24 protein-coding genes are annotated in these 22,813 nt (G+C 68.1%); 13 read left to right on the plus strand and 11 right to left on the minus strand.

The genetic code is table 11. The features are described from left to right. Positions 1–47 precede the first annotated feature (47 nt). Together gndA and CQ040_RS13070 are read right to left on the minus strand one after the other, a co-directional pair. Positions 48–1,502, minus strand: a complete 1,455-nt coding sequence (gene gndA / locus CQ040_RS13065) for an NADP-dependent phosphogluconate dehydrogenase (protein WP_028503482.1) — start codon at positions 1,500–1,502, stop codon at positions 48–50. 56 nt (positions 1,503–1,558) lie between these two features. Next, a complete protein-coding gene (locus CQ040_RS13070; protein ID WP_105526794.1) occupies positions 1,559–2,449 on the minus strand; it encodes an NAD(P)-dependent oxidoreductase in 891 nt (296 codons plus the stop codon). A gap of 99 nt (positions 2,450–2,548) precedes the next feature. Here CQ040_RS13070 and CQ040_RS13075 point away from each other — a divergent pair, with 99 nt between their 5' ends. From CQ040_RS13075 to CQ040_RS13105, 7 genes are all read left to right on the plus strand, one after another. Next, positions 2,549–3,607 carry a D-2-hydroxyacid dehydrogenase gene (locus CQ040_RS13075; RefSeq protein ID WP_105526795.1) on the plus strand — a complete coding sequence of 353 codons (1,059 nt, stop codon included), beginning with the start codon at positions 2,549–2,551 and terminating at the stop codon, positions 3,605–3,607. 55 nt (positions 3,608–3,662) lie between these two features. Then, positions 3,663–4,451: an IclR family transcriptional regulator gene (locus tag CQ040_RS13080; RefSeq protein ID WP_105526796.1), complete on the plus strand. Its 789-nt coding sequence runs from the start codon at positions 3,663–3,665 to the stop codon at positions 4,449–4,451. A 152-nt stretch (positions 4,452–4,603) separates the two neighbouring features. Next, on the plus strand, positions 4,604–6,022 hold the full coding sequence (locus tag CQ040_RS13085; protein ID WP_105526797.1) for an MFS transporter: 1,419 nt from the start codon (positions 4,604–4,606) through the stop codon (positions 6,020–6,022). Then, positions 6,019–6,804 (plus strand): SDR family oxidoreductase, encoded by a 786-nt coding sequence (locus CQ040_RS13090; RefSeq protein WP_105526798.1) that lies wholly within the window; start codon positions 6,019–6,021, stop codon positions 6,802–6,804. The genes CQ040_RS13085 and CQ040_RS13090 overlap by 4 nt, the downstream gene beginning before the upstream one ends. Continuing rightward, positions 6,804–7,535: a fumarylacetoacetate hydrolase family protein gene (locus CQ040_RS13095; protein WP_105526799.1), complete on the plus strand. Its 732-nt coding sequence runs from the start codon at positions 6,804–6,806 to the stop codon at positions 7,533–7,535. Before CQ040_RS13090 ends, CQ040_RS13095 begins: the two co-directional genes overlap by 1 nt. A gap of 16 nt (positions 7,536–7,551) precedes the next feature. Further along, positions 7,552–8,589: an alcohol dehydrogenase catalytic domain-containing protein gene (locus tag CQ040_RS13100; protein ID WP_105526800.1), complete on the plus strand. Its 1,038-nt coding sequence runs from the start codon at positions 7,552–7,554 to the stop codon at positions 8,587–8,589. Beyond that, positions 8,586–9,080 carry a gluconokinase gene (locus tag CQ040_RS13105; protein ID WP_374954129.1) on the plus strand — a complete coding sequence of 165 codons (495 nt, stop codon included), beginning with the start codon at positions 8,586–8,588 and terminating at the stop codon, positions 9,078–9,080. Before CQ040_RS13100 ends, CQ040_RS13105 begins: the two co-directional genes overlap by 4 nt. Positions 9,081–9,097: 17 nt before the next feature. On the opposite strand, the gene CQ040_RS21030 is transcribed toward CQ040_RS13105, so the two are convergent. After that, positions 9,098–9,223, minus strand: a complete 126-nt coding sequence (locus CQ040_RS21030) for a hypothetical protein (RefSeq protein ID WP_258131316.1) — start codon at positions 9,221–9,223, stop codon at positions 9,098–9,100. Between the two features lie 223 nt (positions 9,224–9,446). Here CQ040_RS21030 and CQ040_RS13110 point away from each other — a divergent pair, with 223 nt between their 5' ends. Together CQ040_RS13110 and pth are read left to right on the plus strand one after the other, a co-directional pair. Further along, positions 9,447–10,046 carry a 50S ribosomal protein L25/general stress protein Ctc gene (locus CQ040_RS13110; protein ID WP_028503491.1) on the plus strand — a complete coding sequence of 200 codons (600 nt, stop codon included), beginning with the start codon at positions 9,447–9,449 and terminating at the stop codon, positions 10,044–10,046. A 99-nt stretch (positions 10,047–10,145) separates the two neighbouring features. Next, a complete protein-coding gene (pth, locus tag CQ040_RS13115; RefSeq protein ID WP_105526801.1) occupies positions 10,146–10,727 on the plus strand; it encodes an aminoacyl-tRNA hydrolase in 582 nt (193 codons plus the stop codon). 33 nt (positions 10,728–10,760) lie between these two features. Here the strand turns inward: pth and CQ040_RS21035 are convergent, their stop codons facing one another. Both CQ040_RS21035 and trpS read right to left on the minus strand, forming a co-directional pair. Continuing rightward, positions 10,761–11,534 (minus strand): hypothetical protein, encoded by a 774-nt coding sequence (locus CQ040_RS21035; protein WP_258131315.1) that lies wholly within the window; start codon positions 11,532–11,534, stop codon positions 10,761–10,763. A gap of 22 nt (positions 11,535–11,556) precedes the next feature. Then, positions 11,557–12,561 (minus strand): tryptophan--tRNA ligase, encoded by a 1,005-nt coding sequence (trpS, locus tag CQ040_RS13125; RefSeq protein ID WP_105526802.1) that lies wholly within the window; start codon positions 12,559–12,561, stop codon positions 11,557–11,559. A 45-nt stretch (positions 12,562–12,606) separates the two neighbouring features. On the opposite strand from trpS, the gene CQ040_RS21040 reads away from it, so the two are divergent. Beyond that, positions 12,607–13,914: a DUF4166 domain-containing protein gene (locus CQ040_RS21040; protein ID WP_258131313.1), complete on the plus strand. Its 1,308-nt coding sequence runs from the start codon at positions 12,607–12,609 to the stop codon at positions 13,912–13,914. Further along, positions 13,911–14,588 carry a DUF4166 domain-containing protein gene (locus CQ040_RS13135; RefSeq protein ID WP_105526803.1) on the plus strand — a complete coding sequence of 226 codons (678 nt, stop codon included), beginning with the start codon at positions 13,911–13,913 and terminating at the stop codon, positions 14,586–14,588. The genes CQ040_RS21040 and CQ040_RS13135 overlap by 4 nt, the downstream gene beginning before the upstream one ends. Here CQ040_RS13135 and CQ040_RS13140 read toward each other — a convergent pair. The 6 genes from CQ040_RS13140 to sdhC all read right to left on the minus strand — a co-directional run bounded on the left by CQ040_RS13140 (position 14,576) and on the right by sdhC (position 20,241). Beyond that, positions 14,576–15,415 (minus strand): exodeoxyribonuclease III, encoded by an 840-nt coding sequence (locus tag CQ040_RS13140; RefSeq protein WP_181156923.1) that lies wholly within the window; start codon positions 15,413–15,415, stop codon positions 14,576–14,578. The two genes, CQ040_RS13135 and CQ040_RS13140, sit on opposite strands and share 13 nt — an antisense overlap. A 10-nt stretch (positions 15,416–15,425) precedes the next feature. Further along, on the minus strand, positions 15,426–16,634 hold the full coding sequence (locus CQ040_RS13145) for a YihY/virulence factor BrkB family protein (RefSeq protein WP_105526805.1): 1,209 nt from the start codon (positions 16,632–16,634) through the stop codon (positions 15,426–15,428). A 109-nt stretch (positions 16,635–16,743) separates the two neighbouring features. Next, positions 16,744–17,511: a succinate dehydrogenase iron-sulfur subunit gene (locus CQ040_RS13150; RefSeq protein ID WP_105526806.1), complete on the minus strand. Its 768-nt coding sequence runs from the start codon at positions 17,509–17,511 to the stop codon at positions 16,744–16,746. A gap of 2 nt (positions 17,512–17,513) precedes the next feature. Further along, positions 17,514–19,340, minus strand: coding sequence for a succinate dehydrogenase flavoprotein subunit (gene sdhA, locus CQ040_RS13155; RefSeq protein WP_028503499.1), 1,827 nt, complete (start codon positions 19,338–19,340; stop codon positions 17,514–17,516). Between the two features lie 17 nt (positions 19,341–19,357). Continuing rightward, complete coding sequence (locus CQ040_RS13160) at positions 19,358–19,807, minus strand: succinate dehydrogenase hydrophobic membrane anchor subunit (protein WP_028503500.1); 450 nt, start codon at positions 19,805–19,807, stop codon at positions 19,358–19,360. Beyond that, complete coding sequence (sdhC, locus tag CQ040_RS13165; protein WP_072591539.1) at positions 19,807–20,241, minus strand: succinate dehydrogenase, cytochrome b556 subunit; 435 nt, start codon at positions 20,239–20,241, stop codon at positions 19,807–19,809. Before sdhC ends, CQ040_RS13160 begins: the two co-directional genes overlap by 1 nt. Positions 20,242–20,399: 158 nt before the next feature. On the opposite strand from sdhC, the gene CQ040_RS13170 reads away from it, so the two are divergent. Both CQ040_RS13170 and CQ040_RS13175 read left to right on the plus strand, forming a co-directional pair. Next, positions 20,400–21,515 (plus strand): mannose-1-phosphate guanylyltransferase, encoded by a 1,116-nt coding sequence (locus CQ040_RS13170; RefSeq protein WP_105526807.1) that lies wholly within the window; start codon positions 20,400–20,402, stop codon positions 21,513–21,515. 160 nt (positions 21,516–21,675) lie between these two features. Further along, the gene (locus CQ040_RS13175) at positions 21,676–22,788 is read left to right on the plus strand and encodes a BMP family protein (protein ID WP_105526808.1); all 1,113 of its coding nucleotides are present in this window, start codon (positions 21,676–21,678) and stop codon (positions 22,786–22,788) included. Positions 22,789–22,813 lie beyond the last annotated feature (25 nt).

Genomic DNA, 22,813 nt, shown 5'->3' on the forward strand with positions numbered 1-22,813 from the left:
CGAAGGGCCGGGCACCTCGCGGTACCCGGCCCTTCGACGGCAAGTCGTCAGTGCGTGTCTTCGGCCTCGATCTCGGTGCGGTCGCCCGACCACAGCGTGTGGAAGGTGCCCGGCTTGTCGATGCGCTTGTAGGTGTGCGCACCGAAGAAGTCGCGCTGTCCCTGCACGAGGGCGGCGGGGAGACGGTCGGCGCGGATGCCGTCGTAGTACGACAGCGACGAAGAGAACGCCGGAGCCGGGATACCCGCCTGTGCGGCGGTCACGACGACGCGGCGCCACGAGGCCTGGCCACGGGTGAGCGCCTCGGCGAAGTACGGGGCGGTCATCAGCACGGGCAGGTCGGGGGTCGCGGCGTAGGCGTCGGCGATGCGGTTGAGGAACTGGGCGCGGATGATGCAGCCGCCGCGCCAGATCTTCGAGATCGCACCGAGGTCGATGTTCCAGCCGTACTCGGCCGCACCCGCGCGGATCTCGTCGAAGCCCTGCGAGTAGGCGACGATCTTCGACGCGTAGAGAGCCAGGCGCACGTCCTCGATGAACTGATCGGTGTCGGAGGCCGAGACCGTGAACTCCTCGTCGGGCCCGGGAAGGGCGCCGGCGACGGCACGCTGCTCGGGGTGCGAGGAGAGCGAGCGGGCGAAGGTCGCCTCGGCGATGCCGGAGACGGGGACGCCGAGCGACAGTGCGGTCTGCACGGTCCAGGCCCCGGTGCCCTTGGCGCCCGCCTGGTCGAGGATCACGTCGACGAGCGGCTTGCCGGTCTCGGCATCCACCTGGCGGAGCACCTCGGCGGTGATCTCGATCAGGTACGACTCGAGTTCGCCCTTGTTCCACTCGGCGAAGATCTCGGCGATCTCCGCGGGCGACTTGCCGGTGCCGCGGCGGATGAGGTCGTAGGCCTCGGCGATGAGCTGCATGTCGGCGTACTCGATGCCGTTGTGCACCATCTTGACGAAGTGGCCCGCGCCGTCGTGGCCGACGTGCGTGACGCACGGCTCGCCCTCGGCGATCGCGGCGATCGAACGCAGGATCGGTCCGAGCGTGATCCACGACTCGTCCGAACCGCCGGGCATGATCGACGGGCCGAGCAGTGCGCCCTCTTCGCCGCCCGAGATGCCGGCGCCGACGAAGTTGATGCCGGTCTCGCGGACCGCCTTCTCCCGGCGGATGGTGTCGGGGAAGTACGCGTTGCCGCCGTCGACGATGATGTCGCCCGGCTCGAACACCTCGACCAGCGAGTTGATCACGGCGTCGGTCGGGCCGCCGGCCTTGACCATGATGATCGCGGTCCGCGGCTTCTGCAGCGAGTCCGCGAACTCCTGGTAGGTGTGGGCGGGGACGAATCCGGCCTCGGGGTGCTCGTCGAGGAGAGTCTGGGTCTTCTCGTAGCTGCGGTTGAAGATCGCCACCGTGTTTCCCTCGCGGCTGGCGAGGTTGCGGGCGAGATTCGATCCCATGACGGCGAGTCCGACGACTCCGATGTTCGCTGATGCTTCGGGCACAGAAGGCTCCTCGATCGTGAAGAAGGGGTGGTTTCAGCGTATCGCTGTACGGGAGGTCAGTGGCCACCTGTGTCACGAGAGGCGATGAAGCGTCGCGACACGGCGATGTCGCGGTCGCCGAGCCCGGCGGCGACCAGCTCGTCGAAGGCCGCCCGCAGAGTGGGCAGCAGTACGGGGGACGTTCCGGTGGCGTCGGCGATGTCGGCCGCGAAGCCGAGGTCCTTCACCATGTACTGCGCGATGCCGCTGGGGGAGTCGTCGCCGGTGACGAGCTTCTCGCGGCGACTGTCGAGCAGCCGCGATCCGGCGTATCCACCCGACAGGAGCGACCACAGCGCGTCGAGGTCGAGGCCGGATCGCTCGGCGAGCACGGTGGCCTCGCCGAGCGCCATGATCGTCGCGGAGACCACGAGCTGGTTGCAGGCCTTGGCGACTTCTCCTGCCCCGAGCGGGCCGAGAAGGACGGGGGTGCCGCACGGAGCGAGTACTCCCGCCGCGACGGCAGCATCATCCGGATCGCCGCCGAGCATGATCGAGAGGGTTCCGGCGATCGCTCCGTCTTCGCCACCCGAGACCGGGCAGTCCACGAACCTGACGCGTCCGCCCGTCTGTGCCCCCACCCGCTCCGCGAGAGTGCGGACGGCAGGTGCAGACGATGTCGAGCCGATGAGGACGAGCAGGTCGCCGGCGTCGGAGAGCAGGCCGTCGGGGCCGTCGAGCATGGCTTCGAACGGAGGGAGGTCCGGCAGCATCATGAGCAGGACGTCTACTCTGGAGGCGAGCTCGCGTGGTGTCTCCGCCCAGGAGGCCCCGGCGGCCAGCAGCTCCGGCTGGGGGCGGCGTGCGTGGATGACGAGACGGCCGTGTGCGGCGAGCAGGTGGTCGGCCATGGGGCGGCCCATCGCGCCCAGACCCACTGCGCCGACGGTGACGGATGAGTTGTCCATGCGCACACGGTAGCAATAATCCAACAGATAGAACAGTGTCCAGCGGAATGGATCTGGGCTAAGGTGAGGCATCCAAGACTTCCCGAGGAAGGGATCAGTATGACGGGGACCGAGAAGAAGCTGCGCGCCGTCGTGGCGGTACCACTGCCGGAAGATCTGTGTCGACTGATCGAGGAGCTCGAGCCTCGGGTCGAGGTGCTCCGCGATCACTCGCTCATGCCCCCGATGCGCGGCCCCGCAGACTGGTCCGGCGACCCGGAGTACGCCCGCACCCCGAGCCAGCAGCAGGCGTTCGACGATCTGGTCGACTCCGCCGACGTGCTGTTCGGGATCCCCGATGTGGATGCCGCGGCACTGGCTCGCACCGTGTCAGCGAACCCGCGTCTGCGTTGGGTCATGACGACTGCTGCGGGCGGCGGATCCTCGGTGAAGGCGGCCGGTCTCGATCGCGAAGACCTCGATCGCATCGTGTTCACCACGAGTGCTGGTGTGCACGGCGGTCCGCTCGCGGAGTTCGCGGTGTTCGGGGTCATGGCGGGCGCGAAGAACTTCCCACGCCTCATCGCCGATCAGAGCACTCGCACCTGGCCCGACCGCTGGGAGATGCGTCAGCTCGATGAGATGACCGTGCTGGTCGTCGGCCTCGGCGGCATCGGCGGGGAATGCGCTCGGCGCTTCCATGCGCTCGGCGCCAGGGTCTGGGGCACGACCCGCTCGGGAGAGCCGGTGGCGGGCGTCGACCGCCTGGTGCCGCTGGATGAGCTGACCGAGGCGGTGGCCCACGTCGATGCGATCGTGGTCACGCTTCCCGGCACGGCGCAGACCCACCATCTGATCGGCGCCGACGTGTTCGACGCTGTGAAGCCGGGCGCGATCATCACCAACGTGGGTCGCGGCACCGTGATCGACGAGAGCGCCCTTCTCGGTGCGCTCGACGACGGCCGCGTGGCCTTCGCCGCCCTCGACGTGTTCGAGCAGGAGCCGCTCGACGACGCCTCGCCTCTGTGGACGCACCCGAACGTGCTCGTCAGCCCGCACACCGCGGCGCTGAGCTCGAAGGAGGAGGAGCGGATCGCCCGCCGCTTCGCCGAGAACGCGGCGCGCCTGCTCGATGGCCAGCCGCTGACCGCCGTGGTCGATACGGTCGAGTTCTACTGATCGTCGCGCAGGCGGTTACTGCCTGCGCGACTCCCCGATGGCGGAAGGCTCGGCCATGGATGACGACACCCGCGAAGGGCGCGACCCTGCGCCGGCCGTGACCCGGAGCATCCGCCTGCTCGGCATCCTCGCCGAGGCGGGCGGTCCGCGCACCCTCACCGAGCTCGCGGGAGATCTGGGGCTGGCGAAGTCGTCGACCGCGAACCTGTGCCTCGCGCTCGAAGCGGGCGGCATGGTCGATCGCACCGCGCAGGGCTATCGCCTCGGAGTGCGCACGGCGGAACTGGGCGGCGCGTTCGCTGCACAGTTCAACCAGGTGCGCGAGTTCTACAGCGTCTGCGAGGCCTCGCCGCAGCTGGCGTCCGAGCTCGTCCAGGTCGCGATGCTCGACGGCTCGGATGCGCTGTACCTCGCCAGGCACGAGGGTTCGCGCTCGCTGCGCCTGGGCACCCCGTTGGGCTCGCGGCTTCCCGCGCCGCTGTCGGCGACGGGGCGCGCGCTCCTCGCCGCGATGAGCGATGCGGAGGTCGTGGAGCTCCTCGGCGAGGATGCTGTCTTCCCGCAGTTGACCGAGCGCAGCGCGACGACGATGTCCGGGCTCCTCGAGGTTCTGGCCACGGCTCGTCGCCGCGGCTGGGCGCTCGATGCGGAGGAGTCCTTCCGCGGCATCGTCGGCGTAGCGGTACCCCTGGAAGGCTGGGCCCCGACCGATCCGCCGCTCGCCCTCGGCGTCGCCATCCGTGCTGCCGAGGCCGACTACGAGCGCATCGAGCGCGTCGGCGAGGCGCTGCGCGAAGCCGCCGCCGCGCTGACGAATCCCTTCAGCTCCGCCGTTCGGCGCTGACTCCTCTCGTCCGTCCGCCCGCCGCCCCTCGAGGGGAGGGGGCGGTTTCCTGTGCGCACCTGAGACGCGTTGAAAAGTGTCCAAAGGGTTGAACGCAATCCAGCGGGCTGGTAATGTCGGGGTCGCGCCGCAGGCGAAGCCGATCGAAGGAGATGGCAGTGACCGACCCCCGCACCTCAGCCCGTGCAGTGTCCGATGACCCGGAATACGCGGCGAATCTGCGCCGCGCGACACTCGCGTCGAGCATCGGCAGCGCACTGGAGTACTTCGACTTCGCGCTCTACGGCCTCTCGACGGCGCTGATCTTCAACGTCCTCTTCTTCCCGCAGGACGACCCGGCCATGGCCACGGTCGCCGCATTCGCGACCTTCGGCGTCGGCTTCCTCGCGCGCCCGTTCGGCGGTCTCTTCTTCGGAGTGCTCGGCGACAAGCTCGGTCGCAAGTGGGTCCTGGTCGCGACCATCGTGCTGATGGGCGGTGCCTCGACAGCGATCGGCCTCCTGCCCACCTACGCCGCGATCGGCGTCTGGGCACCGATCCTGCTGGTGCTGATGCGTCTCCTGCAGGGCTTCGGCGCAGGTGCCGAGCAGGCGGGGGCGACGGTACTGATGGCCGAGTATGCACCGGTCAAGCGCCGCGGCTTCTTCTCCGCTCTGCCGTTCGTCGGCATCCAGGCGGGCACGCTGCTCGCGGCCGTCGTCTTCGGCCTGATCACGCTGCTCCCCGAGGATCAGCTACTGAGCTGGGGCTGGCGCGTGCCGTTCCTCGCTTCGTTCGCACTCATCCTCCTCGCCCTGTTCATCCGGATGCGGCTGCGTGAGACGCCGACGTTCGTCGAGCTCGAGAAGCACGAGCAGGTGGCCGACCGCCCGATCAAGGAGATCTTCACGCACGGGCTGCCCGGCGTGATCGTCGGTGTGGGGCTGCGGATGGCCGAGAACGGCGGGTCGTACATGTTCCAGACGCTGGGACTGGCGTTCTTCGTCACGGTCGTCGGCGAGAGCGCCGACAAGAGCCTGCTCACGTGGGGCGTCACCCTCGGGTCGCTGATCGGCGTCTTCTCGGTGCCGTTCACCGGACACCTCTCCGACCGCTTCGGACGCCGCACGGTGTACCGCTTCGGGGCGGTCTTCATGCTCGTCTACACATTCCCCGCCTGGTGGCTTCTCTCGCTCGGCAACTACGCCATCGCCATCGGCGTCATCGCGATCGGAATCGGGGTCGCCGTGAACAGCATGCTCGGCCCGCAGTGCGCCATGCTCCCCGAGCTCTTCGGCAACCGTCACCGCTATCTCGGGGTGGCGATGGCTCGCGAGATCTCCGCTGTGCTCGCCGGCGGTCTCGCCGGTGTCCTCGGCGCATATCTGATCGCGGTGAGCGGCGGCAACTGGGTGCTCCTGGCCATCTACATGGCCGTGCTCGCCCTCATCACGGTCGCCTCGACGTTCCTGGCCCCCGAGACCCTTCGCCGTGACCTCACCCGCGTCGACGACGCGATCAAGGTCTCTCGCGCCGAGGGCGGCGACGATGTGTTCGCCACCACCGTGTCGATCAAGGCCGTCGGTCGATGACCGCGCTGCCGGCGGGGCTGGCCGCCTTCGACCTGACGGGGCGCACGGCGCTCGTGACCGGATCGGGCCAGGGCATCGGCAGGACGCTCGCGGAAGGCCTCGCCGGCGCCGGCGCGACCGTGATCGTGCACGGGCGGGATGCGGCGAAGGCGCACGCAGCGGCGACCGAGATCGCTCAGACCACCGGCGCCACCGTCCGCAGCGTCGTCTTCGACGTCACCGACTCCGCGGCGGTCGACACCGGGATGGGTGAGGTCGAGGCTCTGGTCGGCACACCGGACATCCTCGTGAACAACGCGGGAGTCCAGCGCCGGGCGCCGATCGCGGAGTTCACCGACGAAGACTGGGATGTGCTCGTACAGACGAACCTCGCCAGCGTCTTCCGGCTGTCCCGCCGGATCGCCGCGGGCATGATCGCCCGGGGCTCGGGCAAGATCATCCAGATCGGCAGCGTGCAGTCGCAGCTCGCCCGCCCCTCGATCGCTGCCTACTCGGCCACCAAGGGCGCGATCGTGATGTTCACGAAGGGGCTGTGCGCCGACCTCGCCCCGCACGGCATCCAGGCGAACGCGATCGCTCCCGGCTACTTCGCGACCGAGCTCACGCAGGCCCTCGTCGCCGACGAGGAGTTCTCGGCGTGGGTCCGCGGGCGCACCCCGGCCGGCCGATGGGGAGACACTCGGGATCTGGTCGGTGCGCTGCTGTTCCTCGCCAGCGGCGCGAGCGATTTCGTGAACGGGCAGACCCTGTTCGTCGACGGCGGCATGACGGCGGTCGTCTGATGCGGCTCGGGCGCATCGCCTCGGACGACGGTCCTCGCTGGGTCCGTCAGGCAGCTGGCGGGCCGGTCCCGATCTCCGACCCCTTCGTCGCCTTCGCTCAAGGGCAGGCCCCGCACGATGTGGGGGAGGTCATCGAGGGCGCGGCCATCGCGCCGGTCGACCCCGTCGTCATCGTCGGCATCGCCCAGAACGGGCCGGGGCACGCCTCGCCTGTGCAGGCCTGGCTCAAGAGCCCTCGGACCGTGATCGGCAGCGGCGCGGAGGTCCTCCTGCGTCGCGACGCCGGCGGACAGGTCGCCGAGGGGGAGATCGCGGTCGTGATCGGACGCCCCACCCACGGGCTGACGGCATCGAACGCGCACGAGTACGTGCTCGGCGTCACTGCCGTGAACGATCTCTCGAGCCCGGAGCGCGCCGAATTCGATCCGCGCAACTTCGAGTCGAAATCGGGGGAGGGCTACACTCCGCTCGGCCCCTGGATCGACACCGCGGCAGGAATCGACGACGTGAGCCTCGAGGTGGAGGTCGATGGGCATCTCGTCGCCGAGACCGGAAGCCGCGAGTTGCCGATGCCGATCAGGGAGTGCCTGGCGTACGTCGCCGGGTGGTCCCCGCTCGGTCCGGGAGACGTCGTCATGACCGGTGCCCCGCACTCGCAGGCACCGGTGCGGCCGGGGCAGCGCGTGACGATCAGGGTGGCCGGAATCGAGCTGGTCACCGCTTTCGTGTGACCGAGGAAGGAGCGCGGTGAACAACCTCGCCGTGGTGGCGCATGCCGCCGAGGATCTGCGGATCGAAGACATCGGCGCCCCGGTGCCCCGAACCGACGAGGCCGTCGTGGCCATCGCCTACGGCGGCATCTGCGGGTCCGACCTGCACTACTGGCGGCACGGGGCCGCGGGCGCCTCGGTGCTGCGCGAGCCGATGATCCTCGGTCATGAGGTCTCGGGTGTCGTCGCCGTCGCGGCCGCAGACGGGTCCGGCCCTGACGTAGGCACCCCCGTGGCCGTGCATCCCCTCACGGCGCACGGCGATGGTCGCACGCCGTGGCCCGAGGGGCATCCGAACCTCGCTCCCGCCTCCACCTACCTCGGTTCCGCGATGCATCTGCCCCACACCCAGGGAGCTTTCGCGCGTCGAGTCGCGCTGCCATCGCGTCTGCTGCATCCGCTTCCCGCCGGACTCGACTTGAAGACCGCGGCGCTCGCCGAGCCGGCAGCCGTCGCGTGGCATGCTCTGCAGCGTGCCGGCGAAGTGAAGGGACGAAGCGTCGTCGTCATCGGCGCAGGTCCCATCGGCCAGCTCGTCGCTGCCGTCGCGCAACGCGGCGGCGCGACTTCCGTGACCGTCACCGATCTGCAGCAGCGGCCGCGCGACATCGCCGCAGCACGCGGTATCCGAGCGATCGATGCACGGGCTGAGTTGGAGATCTCCGACCTGCACGCCGATGTCGTCATCGAATCGAGTGGGACAGCGCCCGGCCTCGTGGCCGCGGTCTCGGCGGCGGTGCGAGGCGGCACGGTCGTACTGCTCGGTCTCCAGCGCGGGGGAGAGGTGCCCGCTCCCATGGCCACCGCCATCACCCGCGAGCTCACGCTGCGGGGGTCGTTCCGCTTCGGCGCGGAGTTCGACGACGTGATCGCCGCCCTCGCCGATGGCAGCCTCGACGTCAGAGGTATCATCAGCCAGGTGCTGCCGGTGGATGATGCGCTCGACGCCTTCGCCCTGGCCGCCGACCCTGCGAGTTCCTGCAAGGTGCTCATCGACTTCGGCCTGGAGGAGTGAGTGTGCGCATCGTCGTGATGGGCCCGAGCGGCTCAGGGAAGTCGACGGTGGGCGCGTTCCTCGCCGACACCCTCGGCGCCCGATTCGTCGACGGCGATGATCTGCATCCTGCCGCGAACGTGCGCAAGATGGCGGCCGGAATCCCCCTGGACGACACGGATCGGCAGCCCTGGCTCCGTCTCGTCGGGAAGTCGTTGCAGGAGGAGGAGCGAATCGTCATCGCATGCTCGGCGCTCCGGCGCAGCTATCGCGACCTCATCAGGACCGAGGCACCCGAGACGTTCTTCGCAGAGCTCGCGATCGGGCGGGCGGTGCTCGAGGAACGGATGCGGGTGCGCGCCGATCACTTCATGCCCGCAGCGCTCTTGGACTCCCAGCTGCAGACACTCGAGTCGCTCGAAGCCGACGAATACGGGATCCGCGTCGACGAGTCGGCGGATGTGCAGACGGCCTCAGCCGTCATCGTCACGGCGGCGCGATTACCGCGCTGAGCCGTGGAAAGCGGACGTCAGTCCTTGCGGTAGCCCGAGCGGCCCATGGAGAAGAGAGCGCCGAGGCTGCCGACGACGGCGCACACCGACATGGCACCGATCAGCCAGAGGAGTGCGTGCGAGAGGAAGGCGCCGTCGAGCATGGGGGTTCTCCGTGTTCTGCAGAAAAGGACCGGTGTCCTCAGCCTACCGGGTCATCCGGTACCATTGAGGCTGTACCTCGGCGAGGGATGCTTCTGCGCGTGCGCGAACATCCGTAATCGACGCGGCGAAGCAAGCCCGGTGGCTTTCCTCACGCGTCAGCGAGTTCGAAAATTCCAAGACCACCGCGCGGCCCATTCGCTGCGTGCCCCGAAGGAGAACCCCATGTCTGAAGACACCAAGGTCCAGGCCGAGCTCCGCGAGAGCTTCGGCAAGGGCTTCGCCCGCCGCCTCCGCGCTGCCGGCAAGATCCCCGCCGTCATCTACGGCCACGGCACCGAGCCGGTGCACGTCGCACTGCCGGGTCACCAGGTCTCGCTCATCATCCGTCGCGCCAACGCGCTGCTGGAGCTCGACATCGAGGGCAAGGGCCAGCTCGCCCTCGTCAAGGACGTCCAGCGTGACCCGGTGCACCAGATCATCGAGCACATCGACCTGCTCGTGGTGAAGAAGGGTGAGAAGGTCGCCATCGACGTCCCGATCATCGTCACCGGCGAGTCCGCCTCCGGCACCATCGTGAACCTCGACGCGACCACGCTGTCGATCGAGGCCGAGGCCACGCACATCCCGCAGAACATCGAGGTCTCCGTCGAGGGACTCGAAGAGGGCGCGCACATCACCGCCGCCGACGTCGTGCTCCCCAAGGGCTCCACGCTGCTCTCCGACCCCGAGGTGCTCGTCGTCGCGGTGTCCGTCCCGGCAGCACCCACCGAGGATGACGCTGAGGCCGCGACCGAGGCAGTCGAAGAGGCCGCCGCGGAGTGATCTCCGACTGATTCATCACAGAGGGGACGCGATCCGATCGCGTCCCCTCTGTCGTATCCTGACCGAGTCCCTGCGCCCGGGCAGTGAGAGGACGACGACATGGCATCGACTTGGCTCGTGGTGGGGCTCGGAAACCCCGGCCCGCGGTACGAGGCCACGCGGCACAACATCGGCCAGATGGTGGTCGACGAGATCGCGGGGCGGCGGGGCGAGGCGTTCCGCGAGCACAAGGGTGGTGCGCGCGTGGTCGAGACCTGGCTGCGTCCCGGTGCGGACAAGCTGGTGCTGGCCAAGCCGAACACGTTCATGAACGTGTCGGGCACGCCGGTAGCAGCGCTCGCACGGTTCTATTCGGTGCCCGCCGAGCAGGTCGTCGTCGTGCACGACGAGCTCGACATCCCGTTCGACACGGTCAAGCTCAAGACGGGCGGCGGACACGGCGGACACAATGGTGTCCGCGATGTCGCTCGCGCCCTGGGCACGGCCGACTTCCCGCGTGTGCGGGTGGGCATCGGGCGTCCCGTCGGGCGTCAGGATCCCGCGGACTGGGTGCTCGCGCCGTTCGGCAAGGATGAGCGGCCGAATCTGCCGATCCTCATCGCCGATGCCGCCGACGCGGTCGAGCTTCTCGTCGGTGAAGGTCTGCTCGCAGCTCAGCAGAAGCACCACGCGCCGCGTTGATGCGGGCGTTGACGCTCTGACTGATCGCCTCGATCAGGCTGTGTAGCCTGCGAAACCGGCGGCGCTCCCGGCGCCCAGGGCGATGACGAGGACCACGAAGAAGATCACGACGGCGAGCACGGCCACCACGAGGGCGGCGATACCGGCGCCGCGACCCTGCTTCTTGCGGATCGCGATGATGCCGATCACGATCGCCGCGATGCCGAGGATCGTCCCCGTCCAGAAGGAGAGCTCCGCCCACAGCACCTGATCGCGTGCGGGGGAGAGGATGCTGAGATCGCTGGTGCTGGTCGTGATCCCCTGCGGGAGGAGACGCCCGATCGCGAAGGCGCTGATCCCCGCGATGATCGGGGTCACGACTGCGGCGATGAGCGCGAGGATCAACGCGAGTGTTCCCAGGAAGCCGGATCGCCGTGTCGTGGTGTCGGGAACCGCATAGGCGCCGGTAGGGGCGGCGTAGCCGCCGACGGGAACCTGGTAGGCCCCGGGAGGCGCTGCCTGATACCCGGAGGCGGGAGCCGCTGCCGGATACCCCGGTGCTGTCGGATATGCCGGTGCCACCGGATACGTAGGCGCTGCAGGGTGCATGGGCGCTGCAGGAAGCGTCTGACCTGTCGGGGGGACCGGTGCGACCGACGGTGCCGGGAAGGTCGGTGGAGCCGGGAAAGACTGCGGCGCAGGGAATGCCGGGGGAGGCGGAACAGCGCCGGACGGCGTCGCGGGCGCTGACGGCGCCGATGTCGCGGGTGGCACCGGTGCTTCGGGTGTCACGTCGCCGGACGGGGGAGGCAGCTGCGGATCAGTCACGACCCCCATCCTAAGGCGAGGCTCAGACGCGGCGGAGCAGGCCCACGCGGTCGTACACGTTCGACAGGGTCGCGTCGGCGACGGCATCGGCGCGACCGGCGTTCTCGGCCAGGATGCGGTCGAGTTCGGCGGGATCGTCGAGCAGCTCGAGCGCACGCGTCCGCACCGGCTCGAACTCGTCCACGACGACCTCGGCGAGACCCTTCTTGAAGTCGCCGTATCCTCGACCCGCGTACTCGTCCTCGATCGAGGCGACCTGACGCCCGGTGAGGGCCGCGTAGATCGTGAGCAGGTTCGAGACGCCGGGCTTGTTCTCCCGGTCGAAGCGCACCGAGCCCTCGTTGTCTGTGACTGCTCGCATGACCTTCTTCGCGGACTTCGCCGGATCGTCGAGCATCCACAGCACGCCGGCGTCGCTCTCTGACGACTTCGACATCTTGGCGGTCGGGTTCTGCAGGTCGTAGATGCGAGCGGTCGCCTTCTGGATGACCGGCATCGGCACGGTGAAGGTCTCTCCGAACCGCGAGTTGAAGCGCTCGGCGAGGTCTCGTGTGAGCTCGACGTGCTGCTTCTGGTCGTCGCCCACCGGCACGACGTCGGTCTGGTAGAGCAGGATGTCGGCGGCCATGAGCACCGGGTAGGTGAACAGTCCGACGCTCGTCGCATCGGCCCCGTAACGGGTCGACTTGTCCTTGAACTGCGTCATCCGGCTGGCCTCGCCGAAGCCGGTGATGGTGCTGAGGATCCAGGCGAGCTCGGCATGTGCGCGCACGTGCGACTGCACGTACAGCGTGGACAGCGAGGGCTCGATGCCGGCGGCGATGTACTGCGCTGCCGTGCGGCGCGTCTTCTCGCGAAGCTCTGCCGGGTCCTGGGAAACCGTGATGGCGTGCAGGTCGACGACCGAGAAGTAGGCATCGTAGGAGCTCTGCAGGTCCCGCCACTGGAGCAGCGCGCCGATGTAGTTGCCGATCTGGAGGGAGTCGGCGGATGGCTGCATTCCGGAGTAAAGGCGAGGTTTCGTCACGGGATCAATCCTATGGGGTGAGTGCGGTGCCCCTACGATGGGCGCATGCCCTCCCCTTCCCCTCGCCCACGGACGCGAGGGGATCGGGCCCTCTACGTCGAGATCCTTATCAGGGCGCCCCTCGACGAGGTGTGGCGGCTCACCCAGGACCCGGCTTCGCACGCGCGCTGGGATGCGCGCTTCAGCGACATCGTGCCGCAGCGCACCAGAGCAGACGGCGCGCAGGATTTCCGCTACGAGCTCGATCTGGTCGTGCACACTATCCGCGGAACCGGTGTCTCGCTCGCCACGAAGGAGAGCAGCACGGGGGAGCGCACCTCTGCGCTGCTCTTCGACACGGACGACGCGCTCTCGCCGCTGGGCACGGGGCGCGGCTATTGGCGCTACGTGCCGACGCCCGACGGCGTACGGTTCCTCACTGGTTACGACTACACCCCAGGATGGGGATGGCTCGGGCGGGTGGTCGATCCGCTGATCACCCGACGCTTCATCTGGTGGCTCACGGCGCGAAGCTTCGACCGTCTGCGGTTGTGGGCCGAGGAGGGGATCGTGCCGGAGGACACCAGCGGGTGGCGGTCGTTGCGCCGAGGGTACCGGCCCCGCGCCAGGAACTGCCTCTCCCGACCGCCCGATCATGGAGAGCGCACCGAAATCGCTCGAAGGGATCGCATGACGACGGGGAGCGGCATCTTCGAGCGTGCGCTCGGAGACGACTTCGCACGGCTCCATCCGCAGCTGCAGCGCCGCTTCGGGGTCGGCGTGGACGCCGGGTACGGATGCATCGGTCGCGGGGTGATGACGCAGGTGCGCCGGGGGCCGTGGTGGACCCTGCCGTTCCTGCTGATCGGGACGTTTCGCAACATCCTGTTCCCCGAGCGCGGGCAGGATGTGCCGTTCCGGATCGACAACCACGCCTATGTCGACGACTTCGGTCGCGAGACCGTGACGTTCGTGCGGACGATGGACGTGCGCCCCGGTCGCCGCCGACGTTTCGACGCGACGATGATCTACAGCGATGCACGCCGGCGGGTTGTCGATTACCTGGGCACCCACCAGCACCTCGCCGTCGACCTCGACCTCGCCGTCACCGACGACGGGGGACTCCTGCTCACCTCGGGCGCTCAGCGCTTCTACGAGGGGCGGATCGCCTTCCGTTTCCCGATGGTGTTCAGCGGACGCGCGCGGCTCATCGAGCGCTACGACGACGAGCAGGAGCGGTATCTGATCGACCTCGAGATCCACAACGACATCTTCGGGTTCCTGTTCGGCTATCGGGGCGCGTTCACCTGCGAGTTCGTCGACGGGCCGGCACCGGCGACCGTGAAGCCGTATCGCGAGGAGCTCCGGGAGTGACCGTGCGCGGAGCGGCGTTCCTCGAGGCGCTGGGGGAGGAAGCGGTGAGGCTTCACCCGGAGATCCTCGCCCAGATGCGCGTCGAGGCGGAGCGCGACAGCGCAGACGGCGTGTTCGCGGTCGCGGGCAGCAGGTTCGGGCGCCTCGCAGGACTGGCGTCGCCGGTGGTCGGCCCAGGGCTGCTTGTGACGAGGTTCGCACGGGACGTGCCGTTCCGGATCGACACCGTGTCCGGCAGATCGCGGTCGGGACGGGCGACGCTCGTCACGCTTCGCGAGTTCCGTTTCCCGGGCGGAACCCAGCACGTCACCGATCGACTTTTCGCGACCGGGCGTCCCGGCGTCGTCCAGAACTCACTGGGTGCCCGTGGTCGGGTGCAGATGCTCGAGGAGTGCACGGTGACCGACGAGGGTGCGATGCGGATGCGCACCCTCGCCGTCGCGCTGCGTGTGGGCCGGCGGCGGATCGTACTTCGCGGCATCCTTCGCCTCGACGTCGAGCTCGTCGACGGCTGGGATGAGGCCCGTCATCGACGCACCGTCGAGATGCGCGCGACGAGCCCCGTTCTCGGGACGGTCCTGGAGTATCGCGGGTGGTACCGCTATCCGGACGGCCCCGACTCAGGCGTAACTGCTGCTGACGCGGGTGACGCCAGCTCTGATCAGTACCGGTAGTCGACGACCACGGGGGCGTGGTCGCTCCAGCGCTGGTCGTAGGCCGCTGCACGGGCGACATGATAGGTCTCGACGCGCTCGGCGAGTGCGGGGGTCGCGAGGTGGTAGTCGATGCGCCATCCGGAGTCGTTGTCGAACGCCTGCCCCCGCATGGACCACCAGGTGTACGGGCCATCGATCTCGCCGTGGAACTTCCGGCCCACGTCGACCCAGCCGAGGCCGGTGCCCACGGTGCCGTCGACACCGGAGACCTCTGCCCCCTCTTCGCCGAGGAACCGATCGAAGTAGGCCCGCTCGCGGGGGAGGAAGCCGGCCTTCTTGCGGTTGCCTCGCCAGTTCTTGATGTCGAGCTCGCGGTGTCCGACGTTGAGGTCGCCGGTCACGAGCGCGAGTGCGCCATCGGCACGGAGTTCTCGCAATCTCGTCCCGAAGGCGTCGAGGAACTTCCACTTCTCGTCCTGCTTCGGGGTGTCGGCCTCGCCCGAGTGCACGTACGCACTCACGACGGTGAGCGGGCGGTCGCCGATCAGGTAGTCGGCCTCGATCCAGCGACCCTTGGAATCGAAGTCCTCTGGGCCGAAGTCGGTGCGTGAAGCCAGCGCCGGCGTGCGGCTCGCGATGGCGACTCCGGCACGGCCTTTCGCTGTGGCCTCGTCGTGCACGAACGACCAGCCGGGGAGTGCGGCCTCGAGGTGCTCGTCCTGCCCCCGGACCTCCTGGAGGGTGAGGATGTCGACGCCGGCGTCATCCAGCCAGGAGCTCATCCCGTTGCGAGCCGCCGCTCGGATTCCGTTGACATTGACCGTGGCGATACGCAGATGGGGCATGCCCACAAGCCTAACGAGCGCCGCCGACATCCCGTCCCGGTCGGTGCAGTTCCGTGAGCAGACGCTGAGCGAGCGGAGTGCTCGGATCGGCAGGTGGGGGAGGCGATGACTCGAGGTCGGCGAGCTCCTCCTCCGCGTCTCGCACGGCCCGTCCTGCAGCCCAGGCGCGGTACCAGGGCGCGCTCTCGCGCGCAGCATGGGCCTCGCGCACACGGATGCGTGCCGCGGTCAGCAGGGTCTGATACTCGGCGATCCGCCGTTCGGCCTCGGTCTGCTGCAGCAGGGGCAGATCGCGGTCCTTCGCCGCGACGGCGATCCACGACGAGGCCACCAGCATCACGACGCCGTTGAGGCGGAACCAGAGCAGCAGACCGATGAAGATCGCGAAGGTGGCGAGCAGCGGGTTGGAGGGGGTGTAGCTCAGCAGGAATCCTGCGCCGAACTGCAGGATGGTCATCGCGCCACCACCGAGGAGGGCGCCGGGCCAGATGGTGCGCCACCGCAGCGACGTTCCCGTGAGGAACCGGACCATGGCGGCGAGGGCCGCCGACATGATCGCGAACGAGACCAGGACGGTGCCGATGTGGATGCTGATGTTCACTCCGCTGGAATCGGACTCCCAGCCGAGCAGACTGAGGGCCCAGCTCAGCACCCCGGCGCTCGCGGAGCTGAGGATCGAACCCACGATGAGGGAGACGCCGAAGATCAAGGCGGCGAGCAGATCGCGGGCCTTCAGGATCACGTAGCTGCGTCGGTCGGGCGGCAGCCCGAAGATGTCCCTGACCGCACGGCGCGAGAACGTGACCCAGCCGATCGCGGTCCAGATCACGGTGCCGAGGGCGATCAGGCCGGTGACGCTCAGAACCCCGGTGGTGCTCGCGGCGATGTCCTGTACCTGCTCAGGCGTGACGACTCCGCCGCTCTCCTGGATCAGATTGGGGATGTAGCTGTTGATGACGGCGATCAGCCCGTTGACGGCCTCTTCGCTGCCGCCGAGCCAGAGGCCCGCGATGGCGAAGGCGAGGTAGATCGCCGCGAAGATGGCGAAGAGCGCCTGATAGCTCACCCCTGCAGCGAGGAGGAAGCCGTTGTGCTGCAGGAAGTGACGCCAGACGCGGACGGGGAACAGCCCGAGCGTGCGCTGCGTCAGCGCCGTCGCGCGTTCGACGGCCGCATCGAGGCGACCGGACTCGGTCGCGGAGCCATCGGGATCAGCCACGTCCCTACCCTATCCAAGCGATGGAGCGGGCGAGAGCAGGCGCACACACGAGAACAGGCGGTCCCCGGAAGGGAACCGCCTGTTCTCATACGAATGCCTGAGCCGGGCGTCAGGGACGGCCGCGCAGGATCGCCTGCTTGACCTCGGCGATCGCCTTGGTCACCTCGATGCCGCGAGGGCAGGCCTCGGAGCAGTTGAAGGTGGTGCGGCAGCGCCACACGCCTTCCTTGTCGTTGAGGATGTCGAGACGGACCGCCGCGTTGTCGTCGCGCGAGTCGAAGATGAAGCGGTGCGCGTTGACGATCGCCGCCGGGCCGAAGTACTGGCCGTCGGTCCAGAACACGGGGCACGACGAGGTGCACGCGGCGCAGAGGATGCACTTGGTGGTGTCGTCGAAGATCTCGCGGTCGGCGATGGTCTGGACGCGCTCCTTGCCCTTCTCCGGCACGGAGCTGGCGACGAGGAACGGCTGCACCTCGCGGAAGGAGGCGAAGAACGGCTCCATGTCGACGACGAGGTCCTTCTCGAGCGGCAGACCCTTGATCGCCTCGACGTAGATCGGCTTCGAGATGTCGAGGTCCTTGATCAGCGTCTTGCAGGCGAGGCGGTTGCGGCCGTTGATGCGCATGGCGTCGGAGCCGCAGATGCCGTGCGCACAGGAGCGGCGGAAGGTCAGCGAGCCGTCGACCTCCCACTTGATCTTGTGCAGGGCGTCGAGCACACGGTCGGTGGAGTAGAGCTCCACGTCGTAGTCGACCCAGTGCGGCTCGGAGTCGACCTCCGGGTTGAACCGGCGGATGTTGAAGGTGACGATGAAGGACTGGATCGCAGTCTCTTCGGTCGTGTCGGCAGGTGACTCTGCGATGGCGGTGGACATGCTCAGTACTTCCTCTCCATCGGCGGGTAGTTCAACTCGCCCTGCTCGTTCTTCGTGAACACCACCGGCTTCCAACCGAGCTTGATGTGGTCGCCCGGGTCGGAGGAGTGGGCGTCACCGGTCAGGTAGGCCATGGTGTGCTGCATGTAGTTCTCGTCGTCGCGCTTGGGGAAGTCGTCGCGCATGTGGCCACCGCGGCTCTCCTCACGGTTCTGCGCGGCGTAGACGACGACCTCGGCGATGTCGAGCAGGAAGCCCAGCTCCACGGCCTCGAGCAGGTCGGTGTTGAAGCGCTGACCCTTGTCGTCGACGTGGATGTTCTTGTAGCGCTCGCGCAGTTCGGCGATGACACCGAGAACGTGCTGGAGGGAGTCGTGCGTGCGGAAGACCTGCGCGCCCTTGTCCATCTCGTCCTGCAGCGTCTTGCGCAGCACGGCGATGCGCTCGGTGCCCTGGTTGTTGCGCAGGCCCTCGAGCATGTCGGACACGAACGCGGCGGGGTTCTCGGGAAGCGGGACGAACTCGGCCGTCTTGACGTACTCCACGGCGTTGCGGCCGCTGCGCTTTCCGAACACGTTGATGTCGAGCAGCGAGTTGGTGCCGAGGCGGTTGGCGCCGTGCACCGAGACGCACGCGCACTCGCCGGCGGCGTAGAGGCCGGGGACGATCGTGTCGTTGTCTGCGAGCACCTCGCCGTTGTTGTTGGTCGGGATGCCGCCCATCGCGTAGTGGGCGGTCGGCATCACCGGAACGGGCTCGACGACCGGGTCGACGCCCAGATACGTGCGTGCGAACTCGGTGATGTCGGGGAGCTTGGTCTCGAGGACCTCTGCGCCCAGGTGCGTGCAGTCCAGCAGCACGTAGTCCTTGTGCGGGCCCGCACCACGGCCCTCGGCGACCTCTTGCACCATGCAGCGCGCGACGATGTCACGGGGGGCGAGGTCCTTGATGGTGGGGGCGTAGCGCTCCATGAAGCGCTCACCGGAGGCGTTGCGCAGGATCGCGCCCTCGCCTCGTGCTCCTTCGGTGAGGAGGATGCCGAGGCCGGCGAGCCCGGTCGGGTGGAACTGGAAGAACTCCAGGTCTTCGAGGGGGAGGCCCTTGCGCCAGACGATGCCGACGCCGTCACCCGTGAGGGTGTGCGCGTTCGAGGTGGTCTTGAAGATCTTGCCGAAGCCGCCGGTCGCGAAGATCACGGCCTTGGCCTGGAACACGTGCAGTTCGCCGGTCGACAGGTCGTAGGCGACGACGCCGGACACCTGAGTCTTGCCGTCGGCATCCTTCACCGTCAGCAGGTCGAGCACGTAGAACTCGTTGAAGAAGTTGATGCCGAGCTTGACGCAGTTCTGGAACAGCGTCTGCAGGATCATGTGGCCGGTGCGGTCGGCGGCGTAGCAGGCGCGACGGACCGGGGTCTTGCCGTGCTCTGCCGTGTGCCCGCCGAAGCGACGCTGGTCGATCTTCCCCTCGGGCGTGCGGTTGAACGGGAGCCCCATGTTCTCGAGGTCGATGACCGCTTCGATGGCCTCCTTCGCGAGGATCTCGGCCGCGTCCTGGTCGACGAGGTAGTCGCCGCCCTTGACGGTGTCGAAGGTGTGCCACTCCCAGCTGTCTTCCTCGACGTTCGCAAGCGCCGCCGCCATGCCGCCCTGGGCAGCACCCGTGTGGGAGCGCGTGGGGTACAGCTTGGAGATCACGGCGGTCTTCGCGCCGGGGCCGGCTTCGATCGCGGCGCGCATGCCGGCACCGCCGGCACCCACGATCACGATGTCGAACTGGTGGTAGTGCACGCCGTCACGGACGACGGAATCCTGCGTCTCGGTAGTCACTTCTCGTATGCCTTCTTCTAGTTCCCGACGATCGCGGCGCATTCGGACCACAGGACGCTGTCCGGGGTCACACCCAGGCACGGGTCGAACGTGAAGACGACGAGCGTGCCGAGGATGATGAGCAGGCCGGCGGCCAGCCCGAGCGCCCAGACCAGCGCCTTGCGCGCCGTCCTGTTCGTCACGTAGTCGTTCACGATGGTGCGCATGCCGTTCGCGCCGTGGATGAGTGCGAGCCACAGCATCAGCACGTCCCACCACTGCCAGAACGGCGTGGCGAACTTGCCGGCGATGAATGCGAAGTCGAGGGCGTGGATGCCTTCGCCGACCATCAGATTCACGAAGAGGTGGCCGAAGATCAGCACGACGAGCACGACGCCCGAGACGCGCATGAAGATCCAGCCCCACTTCTCGAGGTTGACTCCGCGGCGGCGGCGTACGGGGGCGGCGGCGATGGTCTGCGCGGACATCAGTGTCCCCCTCCGAATCCGGCGAACGCGAGCATCAGGTGGCGGGGCACGAAGCCGGCCATGATGATGCCCCACACCAGCAGGACGCCCCAGAACAGCTGACGCTGGTACTTGGCACCCTTCGACCAGAAGTCGACGGCGATGATGCGCAGGCCGTTCATCGCGTGGAACACGATGCCGGCCACGAGCACGACCTCACCGAGGGCCATGATCGGATTCTTGTACGTGCCGATGACGGCGTTGTACGCCTCCGGCGACACCCTGATCAGTGCCGTGTCGAGCACGTGCACCAACAGGAAGAAGAAGATGGCGACTCCGGTGATGCGGTGAAGCACCCACGACCACATGCCTTCGCGACCCCGATAGAGGGTGCCGCGGGGGGTCTTGGACGTGGTTTCCGAAATCGACGGTGTCAAGCGGGCGCTTGTGGACACGGTCGTCCTCCCTGGATCGATGTGACTCGGTCGCGTGCGCTGCGCTTGTCAGGCACGCCCGATCGCTGTCCATCCTATTCCTGTCAGATCACTGGGAGCGACGAAGGGGAGCCTAACTATCTCGATGTCGAGACGTTCCGTGCGGCTACCCTGGCAGGGTGAGCGCACCCATCAAAGATTTCTACGCAGTGATTCCCGCAGGCGGCATCGGCAGCAGGTTGTGGCCGCTCTCGCGTGCCGATGCACCGAAGTTCCTGCACGATCTGACCGGATCGGGGCATTCGCTGCTGCGTGACACCTGGGACCGCCTCGTACCGCTTGCGGGCCCTGATCGAATCGCAGTGGTCACCGGGCGCGCCCATCGTGCCGCGGTCGAGGGGGAGCTTCCCGGTATCGCCGATCTGAACGTGTTCCTCGAGTCGGAGCCGCGCGAGTCCGCGGCCGCGATCGGACTCGCCGCCGCGATCCTGCACCGGCGCGACCCTGATGTGATCATCGGTTCGTTCAGCGCCGACCACGTGATCCGCAGCACGCGGGTCTTCGAGTTCGCGGTGCGCGACGCAGTGGAGGTGGCGCGCGAGGGATACATCTGCACGATCGGCATCACACCGACAGAACCTGCGATCGGCTTCGGCTATATAAAGATGGGTCCCGAGCTCGTGGTCGACGGCGCGCGCGAGGCCGCCCTCGTCGAGACCTTCGTCGAGAAGCCCGACCTGGAGACGGCGACGGAGTACATCGCCGATCGCGGGTACCTCTGGAACGCGGGCATGTTCATCGCAAAGGCGAGCGTGCTGCTGGAGGAGTTGGCAGCGAACGAGCCCGACCTGCACGCCGGGCTGCTCGAGCTGGCCGAGGCCTGGGATGATCGCGAGCGGCGTGGGCCGGCAGTCGACCGGATCTGGCCGCGCCTGAAGAAGATCGCGATCGACTACGCGGTCGCAGAGCCCGCCGCCCGTCGGGGACGCCTCGCCGTGGTGCCCGGTCATTTCGACTGGGACGATGTGGGCGACTTCGCGTCGCTGACCAAGCTCATCAACAACGGCCGCAAGAACGACCTGGCCGTGCTCGGTCCGAACGCGCGGGTCCTCACGGACGGCGCGAGCGGGATCCTCGTCAGTCAGACCTCCCGCGTCATCAGCCTGGTGGGGGTGAAGGACATCGTCGTGGTCGACACTCCCGACGCCCTGCTGGTCACCACGGTGGAGCACGCGCAGAGGGTGAAGGGCGTCGTGGAGTCGCTCAAGCTGTCCGGTCGCGGGGACGTGCTCTGAGGCGTGCGCCGATGAGCACGGTCTCACGCTCATCGGCTGACTTGATTTCAGCTTGGTAACCATTGGCCAGCACGTACGGCACGGGCGTGCACAAAAGCCGAAACAGTAGGTAACTTTGATCGATCCGCGATGGCCGCGGTTTCGTTGAGGGAGGCATCAGTTGACCATCTCCACCACCAAGAAGCTGCTCGGCGTCACCGTCGCCGCTGGCGTCATCTTCGCACTCGCCGGCTGCGGCCAGGCGCCGACAGACAAGCCCGCCGGCTCCGGCGAGCCGGTCGCCTCCGACTTCCTCCCGTGCCTCGTCTCCGACGCCGGCGGTTGGAACGACAAGTCGTTCAACCAGTCCGCCAAGGAGGGCATGGACAGCGCCGCCAAGGAGCTGGACATCAAGCCGCTCGAGTTCGAGTCGGCGAATGACAACGACTACGCGCCCAACCTCGAGACCGCGGTCTCCGAGGGCTGCTCGCTCATCGTCTCGGTCGGCTTCAAGCTGTCCGCCGCCACGGTCGAGTCGGCTCTCGCGAACCCCGACATCGACTACGCGATCATCGATGACTGGGCTGACAACGACTTCGACGGCAACGTCGATGCTCCGAACATCAAGCCGCTGGTCTTCGACACGGCTCAGGCCGCCTACCTCGGTGGCTACGCTGCTGCGTCATGGTCCGCTCAGAGCGGTGTCAACAAGGTCGGCACGTTCGGCGGAATGCAGATCCCGTCGGTCGCCGTGTTCATGGACGGCTACCAGCTCGGCGTCGAGAAGTACAACGAGGACAAGTCCGCAGCGGTCGAGGTCTTCGGCTGGGACGAGGCCACGCAGAAGGGCTCCTTCACGGGCGGCTTCGACGCGAACGACACCGCCAAGCAGACCGCGCAGGGCGTGCTCGACCAGGGCGTCGACGTGATCCTCCCGGTCGGCGGACCCGTCTACCAGAGTGCGGCTGCGGCGATCGCCGACAGCGGCAAGGACACCCTGATGCTCGGCGTCGACAGCGACCTCGCCGTCGCAGACCCGAGTGTGGCGGGCATCACCCTCGTCTCGATCATGAAGGCGATCGACGTTGCAGTGAAGGACGCGACCGTCGCCGCCGCCAAGGGCGAGTTCGACCCGGCTCCGTACGTGGGCACGCTCGAGAACGAGGGCGTCAAGCTCTCCGGCTTCGGTGACTTCGAGTCCCAGCTCCCCGACGGTCTGCTCGACGAGCTCAAGGCCCTCCAGGAGAAGATCATCTCCGGCGACATCAAGGTGGAGTCCCCGAACTCCCCGTAACACGTCGCAGGTCCAGCACGGGGCG

Source organism: Microbacterium sp. MYb54 (assembly GCF_002979515.1).
Classification (GTDB): domain Bacteria; phylum Actinomycetota; class Actinomycetes; order Actinomycetales; family Microbacteriaceae; genus Microbacterium.

Bases quoted from the DNA above. Each gene is read 5' to 3' on its own strand.
- CQ040_RS13140 (WP_181156923.1), bottom strand. From the start codon at position 15,415: ATGCCCCATCTGCGTATCGCCACGGTCAATGTCAACGGAATCCGAGCG.
- CQ040_RS13070 (WP_105526794.1), bottom strand. From the start codon at position 2,449: ATGGACAACTCATCCGTCACCGTCGGCGCAGTGGGTCTGGGCGCGATG.
- CQ040_RS21030 (WP_258131316.1), bottom strand. From the start codon at position 9,223: ATGCTCGACGGCGCCTTCCTCTCGCACGCACTCCTCTGGCTGATCGGT.
- CQ040_RS13090 (WP_105526798.1), top strand. From the start codon at position 6,019: ATGACCGCGCTGCCGGCGGGGCTGGCCGCCTTCGACCTGACGGGGCGC.
- CQ040_RS21040 (WP_258131313.1), top strand. From the start codon at position 12,607: ATGCCCTCCCCTTCCCCTCGCCCACGGACGCGAGGGGATCGGGCCCTC.
- CQ040_RS13080 (WP_105526796.1), top strand. From the start codon at position 3,663: ATGGATGACGACACCCGCGAAGGGCGCGACCCTGCGCCGGCCGTGACC.
- CQ040_RS13085 (WP_105526797.1), top strand. From the start codon at position 4,604: ATGGCAGTGACCGACCCCCGCACCTCAGCCCGTGCAGTGTCCGATGAC.
- pth (WP_105526801.1), top strand. From the start codon at position 10,146: ATGGCATCGACTTGGCTCGTGGTGGGGCTCGGAAACCCCGGCCCGCGG.
- CQ040_RS13110 (WP_028503491.1), top strand. From the start codon at position 9,447: ATGTCTGAAGACACCAAGGTCCAGGCCGAGCTCCGCGAGAGCTTCGGC.
- CQ040_RS13160 (WP_028503500.1), bottom strand. From the start codon at position 19,807: ATGTCCGCGCAGACCATCGCCGCCGCCCCCGTACGCCGCCGCCGCGGA.
- CQ040_RS13075 (WP_105526795.1), top strand. From the start codon at position 2,549: ATGACGGGGACCGAGAAGAAGCTGCGCGCCGTCGTGGCGGTACCACTG.
- CQ040_RS13150 (WP_105526806.1), bottom strand. From the start codon at position 17,511: ATGTCCACCGCCATCGCAGAGTCACCTGCCGACACGACCGAAGAGACT.
- CQ040_RS13095 (WP_105526799.1), top strand. From the start codon at position 6,804: ATGCGGCTCGGGCGCATCGCCTCGGACGACGGTCCTCGCTGGGTCCGT.